This is a genomic window from Archangium violaceum (genome assembly GCF_016887565.1).
GTDB classification, from domain to species: Bacteria; Myxococcota; Myxococcia; order Myxococcales; family Myxococcaceae; genus Archangium; species Archangium violaceum_B.
Genome location: NZ_CP069396.1, coordinates 8860044 through 8877051 on the forward strand (window position 1 = coordinate 8860044; position 17008 = coordinate 8877051).

16 protein-coding genes are annotated in these 17008 nt (G+C 67.7%); 7 read left to right on the top strand and 9 right to left on the bottom strand.

What is annotated here, in order from left to right:
* The first annotated feature begins 23 nt into the window (after positions 1-23).
* Positions 24-2705 carry a PQQ-dependent sugar dehydrogenase gene (locus JRI60_RS35255; protein WP_204220312.1) on the top strand — a complete coding sequence of 894 codons (2682 nt, stop codon included), beginning with the start codon at positions 24-26 and terminating at the stop codon, positions 2703-2705.
* 138 nt (positions 2706-2843) lie between these two features.
* The gene (locus JRI60_RS35260; protein WP_204220313.1) at positions 2844-3731 is read left to right on the top strand and encodes an EamA family transporter; all 888 of its coding nucleotides are present in this window, start codon (positions 2844-2846) and stop codon (positions 3729-3731) included.
* 71 nt (positions 3732-3802) lie between these two features.
* On the opposite strand, the gene JRI60_RS35265 is transcribed toward JRI60_RS35260, so the two are convergent.
* The 4 genes from JRI60_RS35265 to JRI60_RS35280 all read right to left on the bottom strand — a co-directional run bounded on the left by JRI60_RS35265 (position 3803) and on the right by JRI60_RS35280 (position 8295).
* Positions 3803-4288: a VOC family protein gene (locus tag JRI60_RS35265; RefSeq protein WP_204220314.1), complete on the bottom strand. Its 486-nt coding sequence runs from the start codon at positions 4286-4288 to the stop codon at positions 3803-3805.
* 2 nt (positions 4289-4290) lie between these two features.
* The gene (locus JRI60_RS35270) at positions 4291-4917 is read right to left on the bottom strand and encodes a TetR/AcrR family transcriptional regulator (RefSeq protein WP_204220315.1); all 627 of its coding nucleotides are present in this window, start codon (positions 4915-4917) and stop codon (positions 4291-4293) included.
* 326 nt (positions 4918-5243) lie between these two features.
* Entirely contained in the window at positions 5244-7163 is a 1920-nt protein-coding gene (locus JRI60_RS35275) for an RICIN domain-containing protein (RefSeq protein ID WP_204220316.1), read from the bottom strand.
* 421 nt (positions 7164-7584) lie between these two features.
* Entirely contained in the window at positions 7585-8295 is a 711-nt protein-coding gene (locus tag JRI60_RS35280; RefSeq protein WP_204220317.1) for a VOC family protein, read from the bottom strand.
* 52 nt (positions 8296-8347) lie between these two features.
* Between JRI60_RS35280 and JRI60_RS35285 the strand changes: the two genes are divergently transcribed.
* Entirely contained in the window at positions 8348-8803 is a 456-nt protein-coding gene (locus JRI60_RS35285; protein WP_204220318.1) for a MarR family winged helix-turn-helix transcriptional regulator, read from the top strand.
* On the opposite strand, the gene JRI60_RS35290 is transcribed toward JRI60_RS35285, so the two are convergent.
* Positions 8800-9579, bottom strand: coding sequence for a matrixin family metalloprotease (locus JRI60_RS35290; protein WP_204220319.1), 780 nt, complete (start codon positions 9577-9579; stop codon positions 8800-8802). The genes JRI60_RS35285 and JRI60_RS35290 overlap by 4 nt on opposite strands.
* 310 nt (positions 9580-9889) lie before the next feature.
* Between JRI60_RS35290 and JRI60_RS35295 the strand changes: the two genes are divergently transcribed.
* A complete protein-coding gene (locus tag JRI60_RS35295) occupies positions 9890-10483 on the top strand; it encodes a transglutaminase domain-containing protein (protein ID WP_204220320.1) in 594 nt (197 codons plus the stop codon).
* A gap of 54 nt (positions 10484-10537) precedes the next feature.
* Here the strand turns inward: JRI60_RS35295 and JRI60_RS35300 are convergent, their stop codons facing one another.
* Positions 10538-11719 carry a hypothetical protein gene (locus tag JRI60_RS35300; protein ID WP_204220321.1) on the bottom strand — a complete coding sequence of 394 codons (1182 nt, stop codon included), beginning with the start codon at positions 11717-11719 and terminating at the stop codon, positions 10538-10540.
* 70 nt (positions 11720-11789) lie between these two features.
* Here JRI60_RS35300 and JRI60_RS35305 point away from each other — a divergent pair, with 70 nt between their 5' ends.
* A complete protein-coding gene (locus JRI60_RS35305) occupies positions 11790-12035 on the top strand; it encodes an integrin alpha (RefSeq protein ID WP_204220322.1) in 246 nt (81 codons plus the stop codon).
* 243 nt (positions 12036-12278) lie between these two features.
* A complete protein-coding gene (locus JRI60_RS35310; protein WP_204220323.1) occupies positions 12279-13409 on the top strand; it encodes a hypothetical protein in 1131 nt (376 codons plus the stop codon).
* Positions 13410-13497: 88 nt separating this feature from the next.
* Here JRI60_RS35310 and JRI60_RS35315 read toward each other — a convergent pair whose 3' ends face one another.
* The 3 genes from JRI60_RS35315 to JRI60_RS35325 all read right to left on the bottom strand — a co-directional run bounded on the left by JRI60_RS35315 (position 13498) and on the right by JRI60_RS35325 (position 16106).
* Entirely contained in the window at positions 13498-14181 is a 684-nt protein-coding gene (locus tag JRI60_RS35315; RefSeq protein ID WP_239470876.1) for a fimbrial protein, read from the bottom strand.
* A gap of 156 nt (positions 14182-14337) precedes the next feature.
* Positions 14338-15081: a BON domain-containing protein gene (locus JRI60_RS35320; protein ID WP_204220325.1), complete on the bottom strand. Its 744-nt coding sequence runs from the start codon at positions 15079-15081 to the stop codon at positions 14338-14340.
* 254 nt (positions 15082-15335) lie between these two features.
* Entirely contained in the window at positions 15336-16106 is a 771-nt protein-coding gene (locus JRI60_RS35325) for a hypothetical protein (RefSeq protein WP_204220326.1), read from the bottom strand.
* A gap of 89 nt (positions 16107-16195) precedes the next feature.
* On the opposite strand from JRI60_RS35325, the gene JRI60_RS35330 reads away from it, so the two are divergent.
* Positions 16196-17008, top strand: a complete 813-nt coding sequence (locus JRI60_RS35330) for a phytanoyl-CoA dioxygenase family protein (protein ID WP_204220327.1) — start codon at positions 16196-16198, stop codon at positions 17006-17008.

A 17008-nucleotide genomic window follows, 5' to 3' on the forward strand; every position in this document is an offset into this window, starting at 1 on the left:
CGAGTGCGCTAGCGTCCCGGGTCATGCGTCCCTCACTCCTGACATCCCTGTCATTGCTGCTGTTGTGCTCGCCGGCGTGGGCCACGGTACCCGCCGGCTTCTCCGAAACGAGCTACTCCTCCAACACGCTGACTCCCGCGACGGGCATGGCCTGGGCGCCGGATGGCTCGGGCCGCCTGTTCATCACCCTCAAGAATGGTCCGGTGCGAGTGGTGACGATGAAGGACGGCGTCCTGGAGACGCAGCCGGGGACCAGCACGCTGGTGACGCGCCTGTTCGCGACGGAGCCCCAGGTCCACACCAACAGCGAGAGTGGCGTCATCGGCATCGCGTTCGATCCGAACTACGTGGTCAACCGCTACGTCTACCTCTTCGTCACCGTCTCCGCCTCCGAGCAGCGCATCGTCCGCTACACCGACGCCAACGGGACGGGCGTCGCGCGCACGGAGATCGTCACCCGGCTGCCCACCACGGGCAACAACCATAACGGGGGAGGAATCGGCTTCGGGCCGGACGGGAAGCTCTACTGGGCCATTGGCGACCTGGGCAATGGCACTGGCGTGAACGCGGACCTGACGTCGCTCGCGGCCAAGGTGAGCCGCGCCAACCTGGACGGCACGCCCATCAACGACAACCCGTTCAGCGATGGCGTGGGCCCCAACAACGAGTACATCTGGGCGTGCGGCTTCCGCAACCCGTTCACCCTCACGTTCCAGCCGACCACCGGGAAGCTGTGGATCAACGGCGTGGGCACCAACTACGAGCAGGTCTTCGTCGTGAACAGGAGCAGCAATGCTGGCTACGACGCCTACGAGAACAACCAGCCCCCCGTCAATAATTACATCCCGCCCGTCATCAAGTACCGCACCAACGGCATCGACACACGCAACCTCACGGCGGGCGGGGCGGTACGCAGCGGCGGCGTCACCACCTTCACCACCATCGGGGGGCATGGCTTCCGCAAGGGCGAGCGGCTCACCCTCAAGGGTGTGGGTAACGCGAGCTTCGACGGCACGCACTACGTCGCCAGCGTTCCCAACGATCCCAACGCCACCACCTTCACCGTGGCCCAGCCTGGGCTGCCCAATGCGAGCAGCGGCGGGGGCACCGCGACGACGCAGGTCCTGGGAAGCTCCATCACCGGCGGCACCTTCTACGACGCCACGCTCTTCCCGCCCGAGTTCCGCGGCAACTACTTCTTCGGCGACTACAGCTCCGGCCAGGTGACGCGTGCCACGCTGGCCGCGGACAACTCGGTGGAGACGGTGGCCGAGTGGGGCACCGGCTTCGCCTCGCACGTTGACATGGCCGTGGGACCTGACGGCGCGCTGTACACGTTGGGGTACACCGACGGCATCGTGCGCCGCATCACCCCGTCGGAGCTCGGACAGAAGCTGGTGGTGTCCGGGCTCAACCCGCGCGTGGTGGAGGGCGGACGCACGGTCTTCACCGTGCGGCTGGCCGAGGCCCCCTCCGCGCCCGTCACGGTGCAGGTGACGCGGGCCATGGGCGGCTCCGATGATCTGAGCATCGCCAGCGACGCCACGCTCACGTTCTCCTCGACGGACTGGAGCGTGCCCCGGGTGGTGACGATCGCGGCGGCGTCGGACGCGGACACGGACGCGGACACCGCCACCTTCACGGTGACGTCGGCGGGACTGGCGGACGAGGCGGTGGTGGTCACCGCCATCGACAACAACGAGCCCCGGCTGGTGCTGTCCTCCACGCAGGTGGTCATTCCGGAGAACGGCACCGCGACCTTCGACGTGTCGCTGTCCAAGCGGCCCACCGGGAATGTCACCGTCACCGTGGCGCGCACGCTGGGCGACGGCGACATCACCTTGCAGGGCGGGGCGACGCTCGCGTTCACTCCCACCAATTGGAACCTCCCGAAGACCGTCACGCTGCGGGCCGAATCGGACCCGGACAACCTGGCCGGTGTCGCCACCATCACCGTGGCCGCGCCGGGCCTGGATGCGCGCCCGGTGGAGGCCCTCGAGCAGGATGACGAGCTGGCTCCCGTCATCTCCTCCACGCCCATCACCACCGTCGTGGTGGGCCGTCCCTACCGCTACGACGTGCAGGCGACGGCCCGGCCGGAGCCGACGTACTCGCTGGTGGGCACGGCGCCGGAAGGGATGAGCATCGACATGACCACCGGCCTCATCTCCTGGACGCCCACGGCGGCGGGCGCGGTGGAGGTGACGGTGCGGGTGAGCAACGGCCTGGCTCCGGACGCGGAGCAGTCCTTTACCGTCACCGTGAAGGCGGATGAGGGGCCGCAGGCCATCCTCAGGCGGCCCGTGGAGGGAGAGCGCGTGTCCGGCGGCATGGCGGAGTTCTTCGGCGACTGCGTGGACGACGTGGGCTGCACGCACGCCGAGTTCTACGTGGACGGCGAGCTGCGATTCACGGACACGCGCACGGACAACCCCTTCTACTTCGGCGGCGAGCCCAACCGCTGGGACACCACGGGGCTGGCGCCCGGTGGGCACCTGGTGCGCTTCGTCGTGGTGGACAGCGCGGGGATGCGGGCCCAGACCGAGGTGAAGGTGTGCGTCGGTGACGGCAGCTGCGAGCTGCCGCGGCCGCCTTCGTCCGGCGAGGTGGGGGGCTGCGGCTGCGGTGCGGCTCCGGTGGCGCCGCTCGCGTGGCTGGCGCTGGGAGCACTGGCGCTCCGGCGGAGGCGGGCGCGCGAGGAGTGATTCAGGGCGCGAGCGCCGAGGGCCTGGTCCTTCGGCGCCGCGCGTCGGGCCCGTCAGGTATCACTCCTCACGAGCGTGACCTGGCATGAAGTGGAAGGCATGGAGCATTGGCGCTGGGAGACGGTTAGGGTAACGCGCATGAGTGAAGCACCCGCGGCCCGTCCACCCTTGATCCTGCCCCCCATCCCCGCGGTGATCCTCGCCGTCGTGAGCGTGCAGGGCGGCGCCGCCTTCGCGAAGGAGTTGTTCCCGGCGCTCGGCTCGGCGGGCACGGCGGGCATGCGCATCGGGCTGTCCGCGCTCCTGCTGCTCGCGGTGTTCCGTCCGCCGCTCGCGCGGCTCACACGCGCACAGTGGAGCGCGATCATCCCGTATGGGGTGGTGCTCGGCGCGATGAACCTGAGTTTCTACTCGGCGCTCCAACGCATCCCGCTGGGGCTTGCCGTCACGCTGGAGTTCGTGGGGCCGCTCGCGCTCGCGGTGTTCGGGTCGCGGCGCGTCGCGGACTTCCTGTGGGTGCTGCTCGCGGCGGTTGGCATCGCCCTCATCACCCCGTGGCGCGGTGGCGTCGGCGCGCTCGACCTGCTCGGAGTGCTGCTGGCGCTCTTCGCGGGTGGATGCTGGGCGGCCTACATCGTGCTCGGTGGGCGCGCGTCCAGGGTGTTCCAGGGAGCGCAGGGCGTGGCGACGGGAATGCTGTTCGCGTCCCTGACGGTACTGCCCTTCTCGTTCGCGGAGGGGCTCGCGGCGCGCCTCACGCCTCCGCTGTTCGCGGCGGGTCTGGCCGTCGCGCTCCTCTCCAGCGCGGTGCCATTCACGCTGGAGATGATGGCGCTGCGCGTCCTCCCGAGCCGCACCTTTGGCATCCTGATGAGCCTGGAGCCCGCGGCCGCGGCCCTCTCGGGTCTGGTGTTCCTGCACGAGCAACTCACCGTGACGCAGTGGCTCGCGCTGGTGTTCGTGAGTGCCGCGTCCGCGGGCGCCGCCCTCACCGCGCGCCGCGTGTCTCCACCGGTGGAGGCCTGAGCTCGCTCCCACCGGCGGGCGGACACTGGTGCCAGAACGCTCTCGAGCTGGCACCTGGACGCATCCGGGGGCTACTTCTGCGCGTACGCCTCCTCGAGGCGCGCGATGTCGAACTTCTTCATGGTGAGCATGGCCTGCACCACGCGCTGCGTCCGCTTCGGGTCCTTGTCCTGCATCATCTGCTGGAACCTGGACGGGATGATCTGCCAGGAGAGGCCGAACCTGTCCTTGAGCCAGCCGCACTGGCTCTCCTGGCCCCCGTTCGCGGTCAGCCTGGACCACAACCTGTCGACCTCCTCCTGCGAGTCACAGCTCACTGCCAGGGAGATGGCCTCGGTGAACTTGAAGTGCGGGCCGCCGTTCAACGCCTGGAATCTCTGACCCGCGAGCTGGAAGTCGACCACCATGACCGAACCCTTGGGGCCCGGTCCCGCGTCACCGTAGCGAGACAGGCTCAGGATCTTCGAATCCTCGAAGAGCGAGATGTAGAGATTCGCAGCCTCCTCAGCCTCCTGGTTGAACCACAAGAACGGCGTGATCTTCTGGGGCGTTGCCATGGTCATGCTCCTTTGCGGCGGGGTGTGAGCTGCGTTTCGAGATATCGGCGCAGGTGGCGCAAGGACTCGGCCGCGACGTCAGGGCCCTGCTTCGCCTTGGCGAGGATGAACGCGCCCTGGATGACCGTCTGCATGAACAACCCGAGGCTCTCCGGGGTCCACGGTGCGTCCGGCGCGTAGCGCGCCCGGGCTTCGGCGATATCCCGCGCCAGCGTCGAAGCATGCGCGCTGAGATGCTTGTCACAGGCGGCGCGGATTGCCGGATGCGTGTCGTATGCCTCCTGGACCATCATCCCGAGCAGGCACGTGAAGTCAGGCAGCGCGCCCCGCAGGATGGCGATGCGGAAGTCGACGTAGCTGAGCAGCCGCTCACGCGGATCCGCCACGCGCTGATACGGCCCGGAGGCGAACATGCGATCGGCCATCGCCGCGAAGTGGTCGGCCGCCGCGATCGCCAGCTCCTCCTTGCTCTTGAAGTGATGGAAGAAGCTCCCCTTGGTGAGGCCCGCGGCCGCGCAGACGTCCTCGATCCGCGTCGCCGTGTAGCCCTTGGTCCGGATGACCTGCAGGGCCGCGTCGAGGAACTTCGTCTTGGACTGGTGTTGAGGATCCGTGAGTTCCATGAGCATACCGACTGGTTGGTTTGGATGTACCAACCAGTGGGTATGTTGTCAACCCACCTGCGAAGGCACCACCGAGGGGACCGTACGGGTGGGAGACATCCTGCCTGGCGAGGGCTTGGGGCAGACTTCCCGCCCGGGATGAGCGCGCTCTGGAGCCTGCTCGCCCTGTCGGCCTGGAGCCGGCTCGGGTCTGGCGCACGAGCCCCTGGGAGACGGAAGCAGGCTCCGGCGCGGGTCCGGCAGCGACCTACCCGCCCGCGCTCGTCCCCGGCGGCGGTGTGTTCTCCAGCCATCCCCCGCCGAGCGCCTTGTAGAGGCTGACGCTCCTACGGCTACGGCGCCCTCAAGTGGAAGCGTTGGCAGATGTTGTCCAACCAGCTCCACTGAGCGATGTTGGTGCCGTCGTCGAGGCCACAGTTGGCCAGGTCAACGACCTTGCCGCTGTGCCGCGCGACCAGGCGCACCGCGCCATCGGCGAGGAAATCGACGCGCCATTGACTCTGGGTGCCCGAGCAGCTGCCCTGGTCGATGTTGGCGCCATCCGCGGTGGAGCCGCCGCTGACCGCGAGGCAGGTGCTGGCGGCGTGGGTCGGCACGATCTGGTAGAAGCCGTTGTCGGTGTGCTTGAAGGTCCACTTCTGGCAGGCGGTGTTGAGCCAGGGCCATTGACGCACGTCGGAGCCGCTGGCGGTGGAGCAGTTGGCGACGTCGAGCACCTTGCCACTCTGCGCGCTGACGATCGCCAGATTGCCCACCGGCTGCAGCCGCCACTGCTGACAGTTGTTGCCCAGCCAGCCCCATTGACGGATGTCGGTACCACTGGCGGTGCCGCAGCTGGCGACGTCGAGCGCCTTGCCGCTGTGGCGGTTCTGCAGCCGGAACCAGCCTTCCGTGGTGGAGATGACCTGCCATTGCTGGCAGGCATTGTTCAACCAGGCCCACTGGCGCACGTTGGTGCCGTCGCCGGTGCCACAATCCGCCACATCCAGCACCTTGTTGCTGGAGCGGTTGACCAGCCGGTAGTAGCCGTCCGCGGTGGGATCGAGCACCCACTCGGTGGAGGTCGTGCCGCAGGCGTACTGTGCCACGTCGGCCCCGTCCGAGCCGGAGCTACCGGTTACTCCCGCGCACAGGCCACTGTTGCGGTTGACCAGCTGGTACGCCGCACCTCGAACCGCGGTGGTGATCGGTCCGTGTTCCCCCGATGGCACGGCCAGCGCGGTGCTGGTCGACACGGGGGAGCCGAAGGACGGCGTGCCATTGGAGTTCCAGGAGAACGGCTGGGCCCGGGTGGACCGTGTCGAGCCACAGCCCTGGCTGGAGCTCGCATTGCCGTGGTAGACGATCCAGTTCTCCCTGCCATCGGGTGAGGTGAAGAACCCATTGTGGCCCGGACCGTAGACGCCGTTGGCGGCCTGGAACACAGGGGTGGGAGACTTGGTCCACGACGAGGCGCTGAGCGGATCGCTCCCGGTGAGGGTCAACAGGCCCAGCTTGTAGTACGGGGTGTTGCAGGAGCTGGCCGAGAACACGATGAACGTCTGTCCATTGCGCTGCAACACCTCCGGGCCCTCGTTGGTCCTGCCGCCCTCGATCTCCCAGCTATAGACAGGCTTGGAGATGTTCACTCTCGGGCCGGTGATCGTCCATGGATTGGTCATCCGCGCGATCCACAGGCTCTGATCCGGACCTTCCCATTTCGACCAGAGCAGATAGAGGGCCCCGTTGAGTTGCAGGTAGGAGCCGTCGATGTTCCAGGTCGTCTCCATCGGCGAACCCTTGAGCGAATACGGGCCCATCGGGTCATCGCCAGCGCTCTCCAGCACGGTGAGGTGTTGGTAGTCGAGGGTGCCACTGCGGCCCGAGCTGTACATGTAGTACCAGCGGGTGCCGTTGGGCCCGGTGAGCCGGTGGAACTCTGGCGCCCAGTGGCTGCAACACCGGTCCGCGGTCGTGTCCGACCACACGTTGACGGGGGCCGCGGTACGCAGGCCCGCGAGCGTCGGAGCCTTGCGCATCACCACCTGGGAGTTCCACGTCGTGGTTGCCAGGTAGTAGTTGCCGTTGTGGTACTGCAACCAGGGGTCCGCTCCATTCTCCAGCAGCGGGTTGAGGAACGTGAGCTCCCCCGTGGCATGGGCTCTCGAGACAGGAAGGGCAACGAGTGCCAGGCAGAGCAGCGGAGCGCAAATCCTGCTGACGACTCCTTCGGATGCGAGCGCGAGTCGCCTCGTGACGGATGACGAAGCCATCTGGGTTCCTACCTTTCGTTGACGTTCGACGACAGGAGAAGACGTCTGGGCGCGGCAACGGCTGGAGATGTGAGCGCTCACAACTGGAGCGGAGAACCTCCGCGCGGTCCCTCGGGCCAGCCAGCGGCCAGGGATGTGAGCGCTAACATGATACCGATGGCCAAGACGCTGAATCCAGATGATTCCGGCAACGCGCCGCATCAGACATGCAACGCATTGCGGCATCGACATTCATGCGGTGCGGTGCGTCACCGGTGCTGCTTCTCGAGCCCGTTCACTTCCGGACAAGCGGGTTCGCGCTCGCGCTGAAACGGCTTGCGCCTCAACTCCCGCTTGAGGACTTGCCGCCATCCGTATGTGCCCAGGATTCACACACACCGCGGGAGAGCCACGCAACCGGGGCAAGCCCAGTTGGGGTGGGTCAAGGCGCCCTTCCAGGCGCGTGCGACTGGCGCAGCTCATAAAACACGGGTTCGAATGACTGGGCGATCTCGGCTGCCTCTCGCATGTGGACCCGCGCCTCGGGGCTCTTGAGCATGGCCTCGTAGTCCACGCGGCTGCGCCACTGGGCATAGTTGGCGATGTGGCGGCGGTCTCCGCTGACATGCAGATTGGCGGAGATGAAGCCGGGCAGGTGGCGCATGGTCTCCTCGGTCGCCCTGGACAGGAGCGCCAGGAGCTCGTCCGCCCGCTCCGGCGCGACCGTGAAGGTGTTGATCAGCGTCAGGTGGCCGGCGCTCGGGTCGAGCGTCGTGCGCTGGCTCTCCTGGCGTGCCGTGTGGACCGTGATGGCATAGCCATCCGGGTCGCGGAAGCTGAAGAAGCGGCCGAACGGTCCATTCGCGGGAGGCGCGAGAATCGGCACCCTCGCGCCCACCAACCGCTCATGCAGGCCGTCGGCATCGTCGCTCGCGAGCCAGAGCGACAGGCCCCACCCGAGCCGGTCAACGAGCGCGAGGTCGACCAGCGGTCGGCGGATCGCGAAGGGGATGGGGTGGGTGTCGAACACGACCGCGTCGGGCGGGCCGTGGGGGACCGGGGTGAGCCCGAGGTGCTCAGTGTAGAAGCGCCGGGACGCTTCCAGGTCACGGACCTGGAGCGCGATGAAGTCGGGTCCAATCAGCTTGGTCATGGGTCGTTCCTCCGTTAATATCAGGGGACTGATATCATGTAAGGAACCTGATATGTCAACTGCTTCGATGCCGGATCCGATGGCCAGGCGGCTCGGCTATGCACTCAAGCGAGCGCAGCATGCCTTGCGCACGCGAATGGACGATGCGCTGCGACCCCTCGGGCTGACCTCGCCTCAGTACGCGGTCCTCTCGGCGGTCGAGCTCGAGGCCGGTATCTCGAACGCCCGCCTGGCGCGCGCCGCCTTCGTCACGCCGCAGACGATGCAGGGGATCCTCGCCAACCTGGAACGCGACGGGCTTCTCGTCCGGCAGGCGGACCCCGAGCATGGTCGCATCCTGCGCAGCGAGCTGACCTCCCACGGGCAGAAGGTGCTCGCACGGGCGCATCGGATCGTCCACGAGGTCGAGCACGTCATGATCTCGTCCGTGGGCACGGCGGAAGCGGCGCGAATCGCCGGTCTGCTCTCCCAGTGCGCCGACGCGCTCAGCTCCACCGACCGGGACTAGATACCGACGCTCGGCCCTTCTTTGTTACTGAGCCCACTGGACGCGCGCGCCTCCGCGGCGACAGGCCGGGAGGCGCGCTTGGAACTGCACGGGTAGAGCTGCGCCGCCGCCTGCGCGTCGCAGGACGTGATGGCGGCCGTACACCTGGTGGGGTCCGTGTACATGATCGAGTTGCAGTCCGTGTGGTGGGCGATGCCCAGGGTGTGCCCGATCTCGTGGATTGCGACGGTCTTCGCGTAGTGCGTGCCCGTGTAGTACGTGTTGTTCAGCTTCACGGTGCTTCCGGTCATGCAGGAGCCCGACCAGGAGTTCCAGGTGTATGCGTACCAGCCGGTGTAGCCGTACGCGCCCTCGTAGACCGTGACGTCGGAGGCGCCGCTGGAACGCCAGTAGAGATACAAGCTGTTCGAGACGTTCGTGTACATCCACGCGTTCATGGCGTCGCCGACCGGCCAACGCGTGCTCGTGTAGTCCGTGTAGGTGACGTTCGTGGGCCTCCGGCACCACTTGTAGCCGAAGAACTGGACCCCGCACCAGGCATGGGCGGTCGGCCCCTGGGAGGCTGCTTTCAACACGGGCTCCTCGCGCTCGTCGGGGCCCAGGTACTGGACGGCCCGTGCGCGTGCCTCGACCCGATCGAGCAGCGCGTCGACCGGCTCGCCTACGTGCGCTTCGATCGCGGTGGCGTGACGCGGCGAGCTCGCGCCCTGGACGAGGTCGTCTTTCACCAGGACCCGGCCCAGCGGTCCACCGGTCACGGAGTAGACGCCCGTCATGGAGCGCGCGGCCAGGGGCTCGGTGCCCCCTTGCGGCGTCCGGAAGGTCGCTGTAGATGCCGCTCTCCGGTCCGGAGGGCTGCCCCTCCGACTTGGCCTGCGCGTAGGTGCGGACGACGTCGAAGCGCGTGGACTCCACCTGACCGCGGATGATCAACGCCGAGTGGTCGGTCAAGTGAAAACGTGGCGCGCGTCCCACGCGGAGCCGAAAAAACTTGCCGGAACACCCACGGAGGAAAAGGTGTTCGCGGCAGCTCCCGCTTGGGGGAGTGTCATGCCGCCGCGCGATGTATGATGTATCTTGAGGTCCATGCGGACGTCTCTCAGCCCCCTGCTGACGCTCCCCGACTTCCCGCTCTCCGAGCACGAGCCTCTGGCCCGGGGCTTCCTCGCGCTCGGGTTGCGGAGGTTCGTGGACGCGGCGCGGCATGTCTGGGAGCTGCCCTACGGGCGCAACTCGGACCGGGCGGACTTCCACCTCGTCCTGTCGGAAGGGCGAGGCACCTGCAGCACCAAGCACGCCCTCCTGGCCGCCCTGGCGCGCGCGCACGGACAGCCCGTCAAGCTGATGCTCGGCATCTACGATATGCACGAGCGCAACACACCGGGGGTGGGAGCCATTCTGGAGCGCGAGGGGCTGTCGGGCATCCCCGAGGTGCACTGCTACCTGGTCGTGCGCGAGCGCCGCGTGGATCTCACGCGCAAGATGCCAGCCGCCGAGTCCACCGCCGCCGTGGCCTGCTTCTTCGTCGAGGTACAGCTCGAGCCGGAGGACATCGGCGCCCCCAAGGAGGAGAGGCACCGTGCCTTCATCCGGGACTGGGCGGCCCGACGGAGGCTGGACGCCGAGCGGATCTGGCGTGTGCGCGAGGCGTGCATCACCGCGCTGGGCGAGTCGCGCTGACAGCTCCCCGTCGCGGCACCGGAGAGGAGTGATTCCCTCGCTCGGGTTGAAACCTCAGACGACGAGGTGATGGGTGACCTGGAGCCGCAGCAGCTGGCGCGCCAGCTCCTGCACATCCTTCACACCGGAACCCCCCAGACCTTTGCGGATGCCTCGCGTCTTGTCCGTGGTCGCGAGGAGCAGCAACTGGCGCACGAGCTTGTTGGTGAGCCGGGGGTTGAGGCGGCGCATGTGGGCAACGAGCGAGCCGAGCTCTTCCAGGGTCAGTCCGGCGACCATGACCTGGGTGTCCGAGCCCTCATCCGGGGTGAGCCCCACCGCCAGGAGCAGCGGGTGCAAGATCAGCGAGCGGGTGAAGCTCAGCTCGTGGGCGATTCCCAGCCGCTGGAGCTCGGCCAGCATGGGGCCTGTGTCGTGTCCAGGCACGACCGGCTGCACCTGCATCGTCTCATAGCGCTGCAGCACCTCGTCGTACCGCCGCCGGGCTTCGAGCCCGGGCTTGCTGGCCTGGAACTCCACGAAGCCCTGGTGGATCTCCCCCATCAACTCGCGCAGGAGCGCGGCATCGCTCGTGGACTGTGGGACGCCCAGGAGGTTGGCCATGCCCACCCTGCGCGCGGGGAGGGAGCTCGCCTCCATCCAGGGGGCATAGGTGAAGGCGCTCTCGGCGAGCACCATGTTCAGGTTGGCGACCCCCAAGCGGCCCGGGTTCTGCGCGAAGGTGGCCAGCCGATCGTGAGCATCCTTCATACCGGCGAGGAGTCGATCCATCACGAGGGCGCGCAGCTTCGCGCGGCCATCCGGCAGGGGACGCCCCGCGGGAGAGCTCTCGCGATCCGTCGTCTTGCGTTGCTGGGGGAGCTCCGGAGCGACGGGTGGCGCCTCTCGGGAGGGGAGCTCCGGGCCTCGAGGAGCGGGACGCGCGGCCTCGCCCTGGAGGCGCTCGAGCCCGGCCTTGTCCGGAAACGCACGTGGGTCCCGCGGGCTGTCGAATCCGCCCTCCCTGGCTGACTGGGAACCGCCGGTTGTCAGCCCCTGATGGCCCTGCAAGCCCCCGGCGGTGTCGCCCTTCCCCTTGGCCTGGGACTTCGCCGAGGTGCCCCCAGACCGCGGGGCGGACTTACCGGCGTCTGGCCTGGCGGGCTCCTTCTGGGGTTGTTGCTGAGGGCCTCGAACCGAGGAGCCCGGCCGTGGAATCGCGGCCTGAGGAGGCAGCTTGCTCGACCCGATACTCATGCTGGATGCCCTCTGCGCGACGCGTCACTTGAAGGAGTCTTCTGGGGGGTGGGCGGGTACAGCTCCCAGTATGACAGGCTTCGCTTGGATGGGTGATGACGCGGCCCGCCTCGTCGCCGTCGGCTCCGATATGGCGGGCGTCGGTGACTTCAACGGCGATGGGCGCGACGACGTGATCACCTTCACCCGGGGCACGACGGGCGACGTCTTCGTCTCGCTGTCGGACGGCACCCGCTTCGCCCAGAACAGCTGGCTGTGGCTGTGGCGCGACCACTTCGCCTTCGACGCGGAGTGGTCCCGGCCGAGCCTGCTGTAACGATGGGACGGTGAGTCCGAGCGTCCATGGAATCGCGCTCGAGGTGGTGACAGCTGTCTCGAGGCTGGTGAGCACAGTCACCACCCCTACGCTCCTCCCTCGCTCCCCCTCCCCTTAACTCCTTGAAACCACGGAGGCTCCCCGTCCATGGAGTGCGACATGGACATGGCATGTCGGGTGCAGAAGGACAGGACAACACTTCTCCGCACCCCCCCCCTCGCCGCACCTCCCGAGGAGCCTCCCATGGCCCGCATCCGCCCCTCCCTGTCCCGCTCCGCGACCCTGCCCACGCCCAAGACGTTCCAGCCCAAGCCTCCGACCCGCGCCTCCACGCTGCCGTCCTCGGCGACTCCCCCGACGGGCACCCGGCCCGCCGCGACCCCCCCCGCCGCGAGCGCACCGGTTGCCCCCCAGTCCAGGCCCGTGAAGCACCCGGGCGCGCCCGAGGGCGCCCCCTCGTACAGCCCCTGGGAGAAGAGCACGGGCGCGGCCTCGAATCTGATGGTGAGCGGCGGCGACAACAAGCTCACGGCTCCCGCGGGCGCCACGCAGAACATGCTCATCGACAGGCCGGGCAACCCCTTCCAGAAGGACGTCTTCGGCGGCAGGGTGAATGGCAACCTGGGCTCGATGCAGGCCTCCACCACGACCCACAACAGCGGTGGCCTGTACCACTACTCGGCCCAGGCCGAGCTCAACGGGCCCCAGGCCTCCTACGAGTGGCAGAGGGCTCACGCGGGCCGTCTGGGCGTGACCAGCGGCCAGCTCACCGCCGATGCCACCTCCTTCAAGGCACAGGCCCAGGCGGGCGTCTCGGCGGATACGAAGGGCCACGCGTACACGGCCGCGCTGACGGCCAAGGCGGAGACGGGCGTGGGCGTCACGGCGAGCGCGAGCCACGACTTCAACCGGCATGCGGGCGCGTACATCAAGGGCGAGGGCAGGGCCTCGGCCACCGCCTACGCCGAGGGAGTGGCTTCCCTGGATCCGAGGAACGCCACGGCGCTGCTCTCGGGCCAGGTGGGCGCGGCCGCCACGGCGGGAGCGTATGGCACGGCGGGCGGGCACCTGGGCCGGCTGCACGGCTCGGTCACCGCGGGCGCGGTGGCGGGCGTGGCCGCCCAGGCGGGCGGGAAGATCGGCCTGGAGAACGGCTTCTTCAAGCACTCCGCGGACGTCAACACGGCGGCGGGCGTGGGCACCCACCTCAAGACGGACGTCGCGGTCGACCTGCGCCACCACATCAAGCCCGGCATCGCGGCGGGCCTGCGCCCCAGCCTCGCCAGCGCCTCCGGCGTGGCCACGCCCGTGGGCGTGGTGGAGCCCGAGAAGTCGCGGTTCGAGGAGTTCTTCGCGAAGGCTTTCGGCAAGTAATGACACGCCCCTGAGCTCCAGCACTCCGGGCAACGCGGGGAGGCCCTCGCTCGGAGTGCTGGCTCGCTCATGCACCCCTACCAGCGGCTCAGTCCTCGACGTCGTTCACGTGGTTGAAGGGCACGCCCCCGGGGATGGGCGTTCCGTCCTCCAACATCCGCTCCTCGGTGGAGATGCTCCACACGTCGAGCGTGTCGTCACGGTCCACCTGCCCCGCGCACACCAGGGTGATGTTGCAATCGGGGCACTCGCCCTGCACGCCCACCATGCTCCCCAACCCCTCCGGGAGCTGTTCCAGGGAGATGGGCTTCGCACCCGCGTATTTGACGGTATCCACTCCAATGCCCTGCACCGCCGCCGTCCGCACCACCTGCGGAGTGCCGCGCTCCTCCAGGGGACCCGGACCGGCGAAGTACGCGTAGCGGTTGCCTCGCTCGGGCGAGAAACCGACCTCCTCGATCGACGCGGAGTAGGCGTCCTTCTGCTGGAAGTACGCGCGCTGCGTGGTGTACCAGGCCTTGAGGTTCGCCCTGCACTCGGCCTGCTTCGAACGGGCCTGGAAGCGAATGAAGTTCGGGATGGCAATGGCCGAGAGCACTCCCACGCACGGGCAGAGGAGCACCAACCCCGAGATACCGAGGATGATGAAGAGCGCCTTCCGGCTCATCCCCGAGCCGGGCACGGCCGACATGTTGCCGCATGCGCACGTGATGTTGGAGCCGGGCACCCGTCCCGTCACATCGAGGACGTTGCCGCACTTCGGGCACTTCATGGTCTTCACGTTGTTCCCCCTCCGGGTACTGCTTCACGAGCCCTGGAACGTAGAACGGAAGTGCCCCGGGAGGGAGTCAAAGGATTCGAAGCGCGGACGAGACCCGGACGGCGGCTCCCCGCGTACGGTCGCGGGGAGCCCGCCATGCATCCTGCGCTACGAGCGGACGACCTTCGTCACCGAGGTGCCGGAGGCCCCGGTCGTGGTGTTGAACTGCTCGGGACTGCCCACCTTGAGTTGGTTGTGCACGTCCTTCACGCCGAGGACATCATCGATGATGTCCTCGATGGTGCGCTTGTCGCGGCGCTCCTCGACCAGACCGGTCAGGGTGACCTCACCGTTCTTCACCTGCACCTCCACGTGCTCGGCGTTCACCCACCCGTGCATGAGCCGGTCGTAGATGTCCTCGCGGATGCGGTCATCCGAGCGCGTGTACGCCTTGGGCCCCTTGCCCAGCTTGCGTAGGCCCTCGCGGAACCGGTCGCCGAGCCGCTCGAGCGGGCCGCGCTCGTTGAAGTCGCGGTAGTCGCGGCGTCCGTAGAGGCCCTCGTTCCTGTCGCGCGCCACGTAGGTCCCGTAGCCCCGGTCGTACCCCAGGTCGCGCTCGGAGTACCCACCGCCGGAGTGGCCCTGCGAGTTGTAGAAGCCTGGAGGGTTGTAGTTCCCCGGGTTGTAATTGCCTTGGAGGTTGTAGCCGCGGTCCTGGTCGTAATCCCGGCCGTAATCCTCGGACTTGCGGCTGCTGCCCCAGTACCCCTGGCTGCCCTGCCACGGACCGCGCTCCTGCCGCGGCCCCATGTCACTGCCCCGGAAGCCTTCGTCGAATTCCCGCTCCCGGCCTGCCCAGCGCTCCCGGTCATCTCCCAGGTATCGACGCATCTCATAGTCCCTGTTCGCCATGACGTGTGTCTCCTCGTGGTTGCGCGTACGTGTCACGTGACGGTGACATTTCCCGTTGCAGTTGCATCTCGGTGTCACGTGGGGCTCGCGATGCCCAGAGGCCTCGCGAGTCCAGGGCAAACTGAGCCGTCATCTCCAGGCGGCAAGGGGTGGCCGAGCGTGCCTCGGCAGGCCGGTCGCTGCACGGTCCACTGGCCCACGGGGAGAACGGGCCCGGAGAATAAAACCGGGCGAGCAACACTCACGTCCCTGGGTCAGGTCGTGTACCAGACCTGATGGGGTATGACCGTCGGCAGATCGCTGTAGACGGCCTCCCAGAGTTCCGCGAGGAAGGCGACGAGCGCCTTGGGACTCTGAACGAAGCGGAACTCGCCCACGTTCGGGTCGAAGAACTCATACACCGTGTTGGACTTCAGGCCCCGGCGCTCCGCCTCGTCGGCCTGCATCAACGGCGCACGAATGAAGAAGGCCACCGCGTGCCCCTCCTTCTTCTTCTCCGAGTCGAGCTGGAGGATCATCCCCTGGTATTTCGACTGGGGCTCGTCCTCCAGGTCGAGCAATCCCTTCACGACAACGGACGTGAACGCGGTTCTGGGAGAGTCATCGTCCACCACCGACTTCTCCAGGGTGAGGGCTTGCAGCTCCTTCCATCCGAAGGTCATGGCCTCCTTGTCGGCCAGGTGCAGGAACTTGGAGTGGAGCACCTTGGGATCGTATCCCAGCTCCACGAGCCGCCGGGCATACTCCAGGGTCAACGCCATGGAGGGGGCCTTGAGCTGCAGATCATGGATGGAGATGTGCTGAGTGGCGAGCGTCACCTTCGACTTCTGGCTGGCGAAGTCGGAATGATCGAAGTTCTTGCCGCCCGCCATCTTCCGGCGCAGCCAGTCCATGCTCATGCCCAGGCACACCCCACCCCGGCTCTTGATGCGAGGATCGGCCGCCTGGTCCCAGAGGTAGACCAGTTGATGGTTCTGCTTCGCCTGCGTCTTGAGCGCCTCGAACTTGACCCAGTCGACCGGCACGATACCTCCCACGAGTTGGGATGATTCTACATGAGAACGCCTCCCGACCCCAGGGAGGCCAGGGGCGGGCAACTCGCTCGAGGAAACCAATGGGTGACGATCTCTTTTCACAGTCCAAGCTCGGTGACGCGCAGATCGAGCAGTTCATCCGAGATGGATTCGTCCGGATCGACGAGGCGTTCCCGCGCGAGCTCGCGGAGGAGGGTCTCGCCATCCTCTGGCGGGATACCGGCTGCGCTCCCAATGATCCAACGACGTGGACCCGGCCCGTCATTCGTCTCGGGGGCTATGCACAACCGCCCTTCGCCAGGGCGGTGAACACGCCGGTGCTTCACACGGCTTTCGACCAGCTCGTCGGAAAGGGCCGTTGGGCTCCCCGGTTCAGCCTTGGCACCTTCCCGGTGCGGTTCCCAAGCCCCGAGGATCCAGGCGACGCGGGCTGGCACGTGGACGCGAGCTACCCGGGGGAAGATCCAAACGACTTCTTCTCCTACCGCATCAACGTCCATTCAAGGGAGCGAGCGCTCCTGATGCTCTTCCTGTTCTCGGACGTGGGCGAACACGATGCGCCCACCCGCATCCGGATGGGCTCGCATCTCGACGTCGCGCGGATTCTGCAACCCGCGGGCGAAGCGGGCATGACCTTCATGGAGCTGGCCGGGAAGCTGGACGTGACGGCCACGCGGCCCGAGGCCTTGGCGACTGGAAGGGCCGGCACGGTGTACCTGTGCCATCCCTTCCTCGTCCATTCAGCGCAGCCCCACCGCGGCACGACGCCCCGCTTCATGGCGCAACCGCCGCTGCATCTGGCGGAGCCTTTCCGGCTCGAGCGCGAGGACCACGACCCTTCGCCGGTCGAGATCGCCATCAAACAGGGACTGCGGGACCCCAGCCCAGGGTGA

Coding starts and splice junctions, on each gene's coding strand:
- JRI60_RS35330 (WP_204220327.1), top strand. CDS start 16,196: ATGGGTGACGATCTCTTTTCACAGTCCAAGCTCGGTGACGCGCAGATC.
- JRI60_RS35275 (WP_204220316.1), bottom strand. CDS start 7,163: ATGGCTTCGTCATCCGTCACGAGGCGACTCGCGCTCGCATCCGAAGGA.
- JRI60_RS35260 (WP_204220313.1), top strand. CDS start 2,844: ATGAGTGAAGCACCCGCGGCCCGTCCACCCTTGATCCTGCCCCCCATC.
- JRI60_RS35255 (WP_204220312.1), top strand. CDS start 24: ATGCGTCCCTCACTCCTGACATCCCTGTCATTGCTGCTGTTGTGCTCG.
- JRI60_RS35265 (WP_204220314.1), bottom strand. CDS start 4,288: ATGGCAACGCCCCAGAAGATCACGCCGTTCTTGTGGTTCAACCAGGAG.
- JRI60_RS35300 (WP_204220321.1), bottom strand. CDS start 11,719: ATGAGTATCGGGTCGAGCAAGCTGCCTCCTCAGGCCGCGATTCCACGG.
- JRI60_RS35280 (WP_204220317.1), bottom strand. CDS start 8,295: ATGACCAAGCTGATTGGACCCGACTTCATCGCGCTCCAGGTCCGTGAC.
- JRI60_RS35285 (WP_204220318.1), top strand. CDS start 8,348: ATGTCAACTGCTTCGATGCCGGATCCGATGGCCAGGCGGCTCGGCTAT.
- JRI60_RS35320 (WP_204220325.1), bottom strand. CDS start 15,081: ATGGCGAACAGGGACTATGAGATGCGTCGATACCTGGGAGATGACCGG.
- JRI60_RS35270 (WP_204220315.1), bottom strand. CDS start 4,917: ATGCTCATGGAACTCACGGATCCTCAACACCAGTCCAAGACGAAGTTC.
- JRI60_RS35310 (WP_204220323.1), top strand. CDS start 12,279: ATGGCCCGCATCCGCCCCTCCCTGTCCCGCTCCGCGACCCTGCCCACG.
- JRI60_RS35305 (WP_204220322.1), top strand. CDS start 11,790: ATGACAGGCTTCGCTTGGATGGGTGATGACGCGGCCCGCCTCGTCGCC.
- JRI60_RS35295 (WP_204220320.1), top strand. CDS start 9,890: ATGCGGACGTCTCTCAGCCCCCTGCTGACGCTCCCCGACTTCCCGCTC.
- JRI60_RS35290 (WP_204220319.1), bottom strand. CDS start 9,579: ATGACGGGCGTCTACTCCGTGACCGGTGGACCGCTGGGCCGGGTCCTG.
- JRI60_RS35315 (WP_239470876.1), bottom strand. CDS start 14,181: ATGAAGTGCCCGAAGTGCGGCAACGTCCTCGATGTGACGGGACGGGTG.